This is a genomic window from Streptomyces sp. NPDC002265, from assembly GCF_040296125.1.
Taxonomy (GTDB): domain Bacteria; phylum Actinomycetota; class Actinomycetes; order Streptomycetales; family Streptomycetaceae; genus Streptomyces.
This window is the reverse complement of record NZ_JBEOWS010000023.1, coordinates 43,336-52,468: the sequence shown is the minus strand read 5'-3', so window position 1 is coordinate 52,468 and position 9,133 is coordinate 43,336. Positions and strand designations below refer to the sequence as shown.

Genomic DNA, 9,133 nt, shown 5'->3' with positions numbered 1-9,133 from the left:
GGGCCGCTGGGGGCGACCCCCCCCCCCCGCCGCGGGCCGGACGGACCGGCTCAGCCCTCGGCCGTGATCCGCGCGAGGCGCTGGGCCTCGGTCCGCGCGGAACGGGCGATCGCGTCCTCGTCGACGGTCAGGAGCCGTCCGTCCGCCACGATCTGACGGCCGTTGACGAACGACGCGGTGACCGGGGCCGCGGCTCCGAACACCAGCGCGGTCACCGGGTCGGCGATGGAGGAGTGGGCGAGCGTGTCGAGCTTCCACAGCACCAGGTCGGCCAGCTTGCCCGGCTCCAGCGAGCCCGTCTCGGCCGCCCGGCCCAGGACCCTGGCGCCGCCGTAGGTGCCCAGACGCAGCGCCTGACGGGCGTTCAGGGCGGCCTCACGACGGGCGCCGAGGCGGTTGATGAGCAGCGCGTTGCGCAGTTCGGTGTGGAGTTCGCCGGACTCGTTGGACGCGGTGCCGTCGACGCCGAGACCGACCGGGACACCGGCCGCGAGCATGTCCGGGACCCGCGCGATGCCGGCCGCCAGCCGCGCGTTGGAGGACGGGCAGTGCGCCACCCCCGTTCCCGTACGGGCGAACGCGGCGATGTCGGAGTCGTTCATGTGGACGCAGTGCGCCATCCACACGTCCTCGCCGAGCCAGCCGGTGGACTCGAAGTAGTCGGTCGGGCCCATGCCGAACAGCTCGTGGCAGAACTTCTCCTCCTCGACCGTCTCCGAGCCGTGGGTGTGCAGGCGCACGCCCTTGGCGCGGGCCAGCTCGGCACCCTGGCGCATGAGTTCGGTGGAGACCGAGAAGGGGGAGCAGGGCGCCACGGCCACCTGCGTCATGGCGTCGAAGGAGGCGTCGTGGTACTCGTCGACGGTCCGCCCGGTGGCGGCGAGCGCGTCGTCGAGGGTCTCGACGGCGAAGTCCGGGGGCAGCCCGCCGTCCTTCTCGCTGCGGTCCATGGAGCCGCGGGCGAGGGTGAACCTGACACCCGTCTCACGGGCTGCCCTGATGATGGCGCCGGACAGGTCGCCCGAGTTCTCGGGGTAGACGTAGTGGTGGTCCATGGCGGTGGTGACGCCGCCGCGGGCCATCATCGCGAGCGAGCCCTGCGCGGCCGCGTAGGCCATGGTCTCGTCGATGCGCGCCCAGGTCGGGTACAGCGCGACGAGCCAGTTGAAGAGATTGTGGTCCGTCGCCAGACCGCGGGTGATCCACTGGTAGAAGTGGTGATGGGTGTTGATCAGCCCGGGGGTCACCAGGTGGCCGGTGGCGTCGATGCGGCGCACGACGTTCTCCAGGCCCTCCGGGGCCCGGCCCGCACCGACCGCCTCGATGCGGTTGCCCGCGATGACCACGTGTCCCGAGGGGTGTTCCGTGTCGTCGGCGTCCACGGTCGCGATCGCGCAGTTGTCGATGACGATGCGCTCGGCTTCTGCCATGGTTCGTCCTTTTCGCTCAGGGGAGGGCACGGCAGGACCCTAGGGGCTCCGGGCGCCGTGGTCCGGGACCGACGTCAGAGGTTGGTGAGGTCCACCGGTATGCGCGGCTCGCAGCCGTCGCGCAGCACGGTGGCCTCGATCAGGCCGTACGGGCGGTCGGCCGCGAAGTAGACCTCGTTGTCGTTCTTCAGGCCGAACGGCGCCAGGTCGACGAGGAAGTGGTGCTGGTTGGGGAGCGAGAAGCGGACCTCGTCGATCTCGGCGCGGTTGTCGATGATCCGCGCGCCCATCCGGTAGAGGGTCTGCTGGAGCGAGAACGAGTACGTCTCCGCGAAGGCCTGGAGCAGATGCCTGCGGACCTCCGCGTACGACGTCTCCCAGTCGGGCATCGGGGCCGCGTCGTCGCTCCAGCCGAACCGCCAGCGGGCGGCGACCCGGGTGGCCAGGATGCGGTCGTGGGCCTCCGGCAGCGTCGTGTACTTGTCCTTGACGTACCCCCAGAACTCCGAGTTCGTCGAGTTCATGACGGTGAGGTCCCTCAGTCCCGAGACGACCTCCCACGACGAGCCGTCGTAGGTGATCTGGGCGAGTCGCGTCTCCCGGCCCTGGCGTACGAAGGAGTGCCGGGGCCGGTCGGCGCCGCCGGGCCCGGCATCGGTGCCGGGGGCGGTCTCGGAGGTCTCGATCCGGTCCCAGGCGTACTCCTCGATCCGGATGCGGGCCTGGCTGATCGGCTCCTGGCTGGTCACGAAGTGCCGCGCCAGGTGGATGCCGAACTGCTCGGCCGACTCGATGCCGTGCTCCTTGGCGAACGCGTACACCGTGTTCTTGGTGGTGTCGGTCGGCAGGACGTTGGTGTTCGAGCCGGAGTAGTGGGCCTCGTCCAGGTCGCCGGAGAGCGCGACGGAGACGTTCAGGTCCTTGATGTGGTGGGTGGCGCCGTCCCGCGTGATCTTCACGACGCGGGTCTCGGCCTTGCCGTACTGGTTCTGACCCAGCATCACCGGGCGGCCGGGGCGGGAAACTTCTGTCATCTTGCGCTAGCTCCCTCGGTAAACGGAGTAGCCGAACGGGTTGAGCAGCAGCGGTACGTGGTAGTGCTCGCCGGGCTGCACGGCGAACGTGATCGTCACCTCGGGGAAGAACGCGCCGCCGCCCCGGTGCGCGGGGGCATCCTGCCGCGCACCGGCTCGCTCGTCCGCGGTCCGCCCGAAGTACGGCTCCACGGCGAAGTCGAGCCGTACGTGGGTCGTTCCCTCCGGCAGGGCCGGCAGGTCCTTGCAGCGCCCGTCCGCGTCGGTCGCGGAGCCGCCGAGCGCCTGCCAGTCGGCGGCGCGCCCGCCGCGGGCGGCGAGCAGGACGGCGACACCCTCCGCGGGGCGGCCGACGCTGGTGTCCAGGATGTGGGTGGACACCGAGGCGGTGGTGCCGGTGCTCATGCCGGGTCGGTCCCTTCGGCGAGGCGGGCCAGTCGGATGCGGTTGATCCTGCCCAGTTCGGTGCGGACGATCTCCCGCTCCGGCTCCGGCGGGTTGCCGAGCCGCCGCCGGAGCGCGTCGCGCATCTGCTCGCCGGTGAGTCCGGTCGCGCAGATCAGGAAGACATGGCCGAACCTGTCCTGGTAGGCCAGGTTGAGTGCGAGCATCTCCGCCTTGAGCTCCTCGCCCGCGTCGGCCATACCGCGCTGTTCCCGGGCCGAGGCCGGATCGCCCGGCGCGGGGCGGCCGATCGGCGGGTGCCCGGCCATGGCCTCCGCCAGGTCGGCCGCGGTCAGTGCGGCCATGGCCGTGTCATTGGCGGCGTAGAGGTCTTCGGCGCCGGCGTAGGGGCGGGCGGCGAGCAGCCGGCCGGCCCATGCCGTGGAGGCGCACACCTCGCGGAGGGCGGCCAGGGCCTCGTGTTCCCCGAGGACGTTGAACCGGGCCAGACCCGGGGACGCGGAAGTCGAAGTCACGGGAGCCTCCGTAGCCGGATGCGGTCTGCTGGGCCGGACACGGCCGTCGTGCGGTGCGGACTGCCGTCAGCTAACGCCTTCCACGAGACAGCGTCAACACTTTGTTGAAAATTCTGGGTAACTCGGCCCGGACTTCAGCCCTGCTTCTCGCGGTTGAGGTAGTTGTAGACGGTGAAGCGGCTCACCCCGAGCGCGCCCGCCACGGTCTCCACGCCGTGCCGCACGGAGAAGGCGCCGCGCGCCTCCAGCGTCCGTACGACCTCCTGCTTGGCCTTGCGGTCCAGGTCGGCCAGCGGCTTGCCCATCCTGCGCTCCATGGCGGCCAGGATGTGGTCGAGGGAGTCGGCGAGCTGGGGCAGGCGCACGGCGACCGCTTCGGCGCCTTCCCAGGAGAGCACCACGTCGTCGGGGCCGGCCTCGTCGGGCGGGAGTATCTCGCCGCCTATGGCGTCGACCAGCGGTTTCACGGCCGCGATGAACGCCCCCTCCCCGGCCGCGGTCATCCTTCACCCTCCCCGACCACGTTGACCTGGAGCGAGATCCGGGTGGCGCCGGCCGCCAGGGTTCTGCGCAGCACGGCGTCCACGGCCGCGAGCACCGCGTCGGCGCCGCCTTCCGCCGTGTTGCCGAACGGGCCGACGTCGACTGTGTCCAGCGCGGCACCCTCGACGACCTCGCGGGCCACCAGCGCGTGCGCGGGAGCCTCCTCGAGATCGAAGGGCTCGGTCGTGAACTCCACTCTCAATCGCACGCGCTCAACCTAACGCGCGCCACCGGCTTTGACCGACCCCCTCTTGACATGTAACGAACGTCGGCGGCAGTCTTTCATTAAGCAGAAATAAGTTTCCATGATGCGGAATACGTCACTGCACTGGTCACGGAAGGGAGCGTCGAGCCTCATGCCGGGTCATGACGCGCACACGGCCGCGGAACGGCGCTTCAGCGTGAACCTGTCGATGCTGTTCACGGAGCTCCCGCTGCTGGAGCGTCCCGCGGCCGCCGCAGCGGCCGGTTTCACCGCGGTCGAGCTGTGGTGGCCGTGGGCCGGCTCCCCCACCCCCGGGCGGTCCGAGCTCGACGCCCTGGGCGAGGCGATCGACGGCGCGGGCGTCCGGCTCACGGGCCTGAACTTCTACGCCGGGCGGCTCCCCGGCCCGGACCGCGGTGCGCTGTCGGTCCCCGGCGCGGAGTCGGAGCGGTTCCGCGCCAACGTCGAAGTGGCGGCCGAGCTCGCCGGGGCGCTGGGCTGCCGTGCGCTCAACGCCCTGTACGGCAACCGCGTCGACGGTGTGCCCGCCGCCGAACAGGACGCGCTGGCGCTGGAGAACCTGGCGCTCGCGGCCGCCGCGGCCGACCGGGTCGGGGCGATCCTGCTGGTCGAGACCCTCAACCGGACGGAGTCGCCCCGCTATCCGCTGGTCAGCGCGCAGGCCGCCGTCGAAGTCGTCGACCACGTCAACCGGGTCACCGGCCTCGGCAACGCGCGCTTCCTGATGGACCTCTACCACCTGTCCATGAACGGCGAGGACCTGCCGCGGGCGATCGAACGGTACGCGTCGGTCACCGGCCATGTGCAGATCGCCGACAACCCCGGCCGGGGCGCGCCGGGCACCGGCGGCCTCCCGCTCGACGACCTCCTCCGGCGGCTGCACAAGGCCGGCTACGAGGGCTGGATCGGCCTGGAGTACAAGCCGGGCGACCTCCCGAGCGCCGAGGCCTTCGGATGGCTGCCGCCCGGGGCCCGAGCCGCCCGCTGAACAGCCCGCCGAGCAGTCAGAGAGGCACTCACACCATGAGCAGCAGTCCCGCAGCCTCCGCCCGCAAGGACCGCCCCTCGATCGCGTGGATCGGCCTGGGCATCATGGGCTCCCCGATGTCCGAGAACCTGATCAAGGCGGGTTACGACGTCACCGGCTTCACGCTGGAACAGGACAAGCTGGACCGGCTGGCCGGCGCCGGCGGCACCCCGGCCGGCTCGGTCGCCGAGGCCGTCCGCGATGCCGACGTGATCATCACGATGGTGCCCGCGTCCCCCCAGGTCGAGGCCGTCGCGTACGGGCCCGACGGCATCCTGGAGAACGCCCGGCCCGGCGCCCTGCTCATCGACATGTCCTCGATCACCCCGGGGACCTCGGTCGGCCTGGCGCGGGCGGCGGCCGCCAAGGGCATCCGGGTGCTGGACGCCCCGGTGTCCGGCGGCGAGGCGGGGGCCGTCGAGGCCGTGCTGTCCATCATGGTCGGCGGCGAGCAGGCCGACTTCGACGCGGCCCGGCCCCTCTTCGAGGCGCTGGGCAGGACCGTCGTCCGGTGCGGTCCGCACGGCTGCGGGCAGACCGTGAAGGCCGCCAACCAGCTGATCGTCGCCGTGAACATCCAGGCGTGCGCCGAGGCCGTGGTGTTCCTGGAGAAGTCCGGCGTGGACCTCGCGGCGGCGCTGGACGTCCTCGCCGGCGGCCTGGCCGGCTCCACCGTGCTGACCCGCAAGAAGGGCAACTTCCTCGGCCGCGACTTCAGGCCGGGCTTCCGTGTCGACCTGCACCACAAGGACATGGGGATCGTCACGGACGCGGCCCGCGCCGTCGGTGCCGCCCTGCCCGTCGGTGCCGTGGTCGCCCAGCTGGTCGCCAGCCTGCGCGCCCAGGGCGACGGCGGCCTGGACCACTCGGCCCTGCTGCGCGCCGTCGAGCGCCTGTCCGGGACACCGGTCTGACGCACCCGGGACTCCGGGCCCGCCACCGCGGTCACTGCCCCCGGCCCGGCGCGCGGCCGCGTACCACGCAGCCGCGTACCGCGTACGGGCCGGAGGTTCCCGGAGTGCGGATCCGTCCCGCCCGCAGCAGCCTGAAGGCATGACGCATCCACCGACGGAGTTCCCGCACATCGTGGTGCACGCCCCGGCCCTGGACGGCTCCCGGCGGGTCACCACGGGCGACCAGACCCTCGGCATCGCCAGCCACCTGGACGATGTCGTCGAGATCCTGCGCATGGCCGACCTGGACCGGATCGAGGTCGAGGAGAGCGATCTCATCGAGTGGCAGGGCGGCGGCCCGGACGACTGGCCCGGCCTTTCGGAGCACGAGCCGCAGCCGTGACGACACGTACGGCCGCGGGCGTACCCGGGCTACGCAATCCTCAAATCCTCCTCTGAAGACGGCCGCCAAGGCTTCAACCGGCCCCGCGGGCGGGCACATTCTTCTCACGCGGGGCCTGCCGGCACGGGGGCGGCGGGCCCCGCAACGGGGGTTTGCCATGGACAGTGCCGCGCCGAGCCGGCTGGAACCGCACGCGATCGCCCTGCTGCGGGGCGGTCCCCGCGCCGCCGTCACGGTGGCCGTCCTGTCGCTGCAGCTGCGCGGTGCCGTCGGGGCCGGCCGGGTGGGCACGATGCGCACCACCGGCCCGGCCGCGGACCGGTCCCTCCCGCCGCTCACCAAGGCCGTGCACGCCGCGCTCTACCGGCCCGCGGGCATACGGCAGTTGCTGGACCGGCAGGCGGTGCGCCGAGCGCTCACCGGGCTGCGGGACGAACTCAGGACCGCCGGGCTGCTCCGTACGTTTCCGCCCGGCCGCACCCGGGCCGGCCGCCGCACCCTGACGGCCCTGCGCGCGGAGCACCCGTTGCCCGCCCACGGTCCCGGGCTGCCGGTGGAGGACCAGCTGCTCGCGGTCGCCCTGCACGGCGACCGGGCGCTGACCGCGGTCGCGCCGCGCTTCGCGCGGGAGGCGGGACTGACCGGGCGGGGCGGGACGACCGAACGGGACCTGCCGCAGTCCTGGGGCAGCGGGGGCGGGGGCGACATCACCGGCTGCGGAACGGCGTGAACCCGGCGCTCAGACCTTCAGCGTCCGGATCGAGGTCGGCGCGTGTCCGGGCTCGGTCGCGATCTCCTCGAACTCGACGACGGCACCGATGTCGTTGGTCGTCGACATCGCGATGTTCGTGACGCGCTCCACGATCACCTCGACGACGACGGGCACCCGGTGCTCCGCGGCGAGCTTCTGCGCCTGTTCGAAGGCGGGGCCCAGTTCGCCCGGGTCGGTGACCCGGATCGCCTTGCAGCCGAGCCCCTCGGCAACCCGCACGTGGTCGACGCCGTAGCCGCCGAGTTCGGGCGCGTTGATGTTCTCGAACTCCAGACTGACCTGGAAGTCGATGTCGAAGGCCCGCTGCGCCTGGCGGATCAGGCCCAGGTAGGCGTTGTTCACCAGGACGTGCACATAGGGGATGCGGTGCTGTGCTCCGACGGCCAGTTCCTCGACCAGGAACTGGAAGTCGTAGTCCCCGGACAGGGCGACGACGGACGCCTCGGGGTCGGCCCTGGCCACGCCGAGCGCGGCCGGGACGGTCCAGCCGAGCGGGCCCGCCTGCCCGCAGTTGATCCAGTGCCGCGGCCGGTGGACGTGCAGCAGCTGCGCGCCGGCGATCTGCGAGAGGCCGATGGCGGAGACGTACCGGGTCTCCGGGCCGAAGACCTTGTTCATCTCCTCGTAGACGCGCTGCGGCTTGATCGGGACGTCGTCGAAGTGGGTACGGCGTTGCAGCCGTGCCCGCTTCTCCTGGGTGGCGGCGGCCCAGCCGGAGCGGTCGGGCAGCCGGCCGGCCGCCGCCAGCTCCCGCGCCACCTCGACGAGCAGGCGCAGGGCGGCCCCGGCGTCGGAGGTGATGCCGTGGTCGGGGGCGAGGATCCGGCCGATCTGGGTGGGCTCGATGTCGATGTGGACGAACGTCCGGCCCGCCGTGTAGACGTCGAGCCTGCCGGTGTGGCGGTTGGCCCAGCGGTTGCCGATGCCGAGGACGAAGTCGGATTCCAGGAAGGTCGCGTTGCCGTAGCGGTGCGAGGTCTGGAGGCCGACCATGCCGGCGTTGAGTTCGTGGTCGTCGGGCAGCACGCCCCAGCCCATGAGGGTCGGCACCACCGGGGTTCCGGTCAGCTCGGCGAACTCGACGAGGAGCCCGGCGGCGTCGGCGCTGACGACCCCGCCGCCCGCGACGATCAGCGGCCGCTCGGACGCGTTGAGCAGTGCGATCGCCTTCTCGATCTGGGCGCGGGTCGCGGCCGGCCTGTGGACCGGGAGGGGCGCGTAGATCTCCGGGTCGAACTCGATCTCGGTGAGCTGCACGTCGACGGGGAGGTCGACGAGGACCGGGCCGGGGCGGCCGGACCGCATGAGCTGGAAGGCCTGCTGGAAGACGCCGGGGACCTGGGCCGCCTCCAGTACGGTGACCGCCGTCTTGGTCACCGGCCTGGCGACGGAGGCGATGTCGACGGCCTGGAAGTCCTCCTTGTGGAGCACGGAGGTGGGGGCCTGGCCGGTGATGCACAGGATCGGGACCGAGTCGCCGAGGGCGGAGTAGAGCCCGGTGATCATGTCCGTGCCGGCCGGACCCGAGGTGCCGACGCAGACGCCGATGTTGCCGGCCCGGGCGCGGGTGTAGCCCTCGGCCATGTGCGAGGCCCCCTCCACGTGGCGGGCGAGGGTGTGGCGGATACCCCCGGAGGCTCGGAGGGCCGCGTAGAAGGGGTTGATCGCGGCGCCGGGGACACCGAACGCGTCGGTGACGCCCTCGCGCTTGAGGATCTCGACTGCCGCACGGGCAGCGGTCATACGGGCCATGGATCACTCCTGCCTCGACTGTCGGATTGGCTCTCCCGTCGCGCCCCACGAGCTTCCGTCATCTTCTGTATTTCCGTATGACGGAATACAACTTCTACTATCTGGAAGCAATGTAGGCGGGTGGAGCGAAGGC

General features: G+C 72.0%; 11 protein-coding genes. 4 read left to right on the top strand and 7 right to left on the bottom strand.

Annotated features, from left to right (window positions below):
• Positions 1–50: 50 nt before the first annotated feature.
• The 6 genes from ABT085_RS06880 to ABT085_RS06855 all read right to left on the bottom strand — a co-directional run bounded on the left by ABT085_RS06880 (position 51) and on the right by ABT085_RS06855 (position 4,135).
• Complete coding sequence (locus ABT085_RS06880) at positions 51–1,430, bottom strand: 8-oxoguanine deaminase (RefSeq protein WP_351602942.1); 1,380 nt, start codon at positions 1,428–1,430, stop codon at positions 51–53.
• A gap of 74 nt (positions 1,431–1,504) precedes the next feature.
• Positions 1,505–2,464 (bottom strand): factor-independent urate hydroxylase, encoded by a 960-nt coding sequence (gene pucL, locus ABT085_RS06875; RefSeq protein WP_351602940.1) that lies wholly within the window; start codon positions 2,462–2,464, stop codon positions 1,505–1,507.
• Positions 2,465–2,470: 6 nt separating this feature from the next.
• On the bottom strand, positions 2,471–2,869 hold the full coding sequence (gene uraH / locus ABT085_RS06870; RefSeq protein ID WP_351602938.1) for a hydroxyisourate hydrolase: 399 nt from the start codon (positions 2,867–2,869) through the stop codon (positions 2,471–2,473).
• On the bottom strand, positions 2,866–3,384 hold the full coding sequence (uraD, locus tag ABT085_RS06865) for a 2-oxo-4-hydroxy-4-carboxy-5-ureidoimidazoline decarboxylase (RefSeq protein WP_351602936.1): 519 nt from the start codon (positions 3,382–3,384) through the stop codon (positions 2,866–2,868). The genes uraH and uraD overlap by 4 nt, the downstream gene beginning before the upstream one ends.
• A 134-nt stretch (positions 3,385–3,518) precedes the next feature.
• Positions 3,519–3,887 (bottom strand): helix-turn-helix domain-containing protein, encoded by a 369-nt coding sequence (locus ABT085_RS06860; RefSeq protein ID WP_351602934.1) that lies wholly within the window; start codon positions 3,885–3,887, stop codon positions 3,519–3,521.
• Positions 3,884–4,135 carry a hypothetical protein gene (locus ABT085_RS06855; RefSeq protein ID WP_351602932.1) on the bottom strand — a complete coding sequence of 84 codons (252 nt, stop codon included), beginning with the start codon at positions 4,133–4,135 and terminating at the stop codon, positions 3,884–3,886. Before ABT085_RS06855 ends, ABT085_RS06860 begins: the two co-directional genes overlap by 4 nt.
• A gap of 148 nt (positions 4,136–4,283) precedes the next feature.
• Here ABT085_RS06855 and ABT085_RS06850 point away from each other — a divergent pair, with 148 nt between their 5' ends.
• From ABT085_RS06850 to ABT085_RS06835, 4 genes are all read left to right on the top strand, one after another.
• Positions 4,284–5,141, top strand: a complete 858-nt coding sequence (locus ABT085_RS06850) for a TIM barrel protein (RefSeq protein WP_351602930.1) — start codon at positions 4,284–4,286, stop codon at positions 5,139–5,141.
• Positions 5,142–5,176: 35 nt separating this feature from the next.
• Positions 5,177–6,094, top strand: coding sequence for a 2-hydroxy-3-oxopropionate reductase (locus tag ABT085_RS06845; protein ID WP_351602928.1), 918 nt, complete (start codon positions 5,177–5,179; stop codon positions 6,092–6,094).
• Positions 6,095–6,233: 139 nt separating this feature from the next.
• On the top strand, positions 6,234–6,476 hold the full coding sequence (locus ABT085_RS06840) for a hypothetical protein (protein ID WP_351602926.1): 243 nt from the start codon (positions 6,234–6,236) through the stop codon (positions 6,474–6,476).
• Positions 6,406–7,206 carry a TIGR04222 domain-containing membrane protein gene (locus ABT085_RS06835; RefSeq protein ID WP_351602948.1) on the top strand — a complete coding sequence of 267 codons (801 nt, stop codon included), beginning with the start codon at positions 6,406–6,408 and terminating at the stop codon, positions 7,204–7,206. The genes ABT085_RS06840 and ABT085_RS06835 overlap by 71 nt, the downstream gene beginning before the upstream one ends.
• 9 nt (positions 7,207–7,215) lie before the next feature.
• On the opposite strand, the gene gcl is transcribed toward ABT085_RS06835, so the two are convergent.
• Complete coding sequence (gene gcl / locus ABT085_RS06830; RefSeq protein WP_351602924.1) at positions 7,216–9,000, bottom strand: glyoxylate carboligase; 1,785 nt, start codon at positions 8,998–9,000, stop codon at positions 7,216–7,218.
• Positions 9,001–9,133: the final 133 nt, after the last annotated feature.

Bases quoted from the DNA above. Each gene is read 5' to 3' on its own strand.
- ABT085_RS06880 (WP_351602942.1), bottom strand. From the start codon at position 1,430: ATGGCAGAAGCCGAGCGCATCGTCATCGACAACTGCGCGATCGCGACC.
- pucL (WP_351602940.1), bottom strand. From the start codon at position 2,464: ATGACAGAAGTTTCCCGCCCCGGCCGCCCGGTGATGCTGGGTCAGAAC.
- uraH (WP_351602938.1), bottom strand. From the start codon at position 2,869: ATGAGCACCGGCACCACCGCCTCGGTGTCCACCCACATCCTGGACACC.
- ABT085_RS06860 (WP_351602934.1), bottom strand. From the start codon at position 3,887: ATGACCGCGGCCGGGGAGGGGGCGTTCATCGCGGCCGTGAAACCGCTG.
- ABT085_RS06850 (WP_351602930.1), top strand. From the start codon at position 4,284: ATGCCGGGTCATGACGCGCACACGGCCGCGGAACGGCGCTTCAGCGTG.
- ABT085_RS06845 (WP_351602928.1), top strand. From the start codon at position 5,177: ATGAGCAGCAGTCCCGCAGCCTCCGCCCGCAAGGACCGCCCCTCGATC.
- ABT085_RS06840 (WP_351602926.1), top strand. From the start codon at position 6,234: ATGACGCATCCACCGACGGAGTTCCCGCACATCGTGGTGCACGCCCCG.
- gcl (WP_351602924.1), bottom strand. From the start codon at position 9,000: ATGGCCCGTATGACCGCTGCCCGTGCGGCAGTCGAGATCCTCAAGCGC.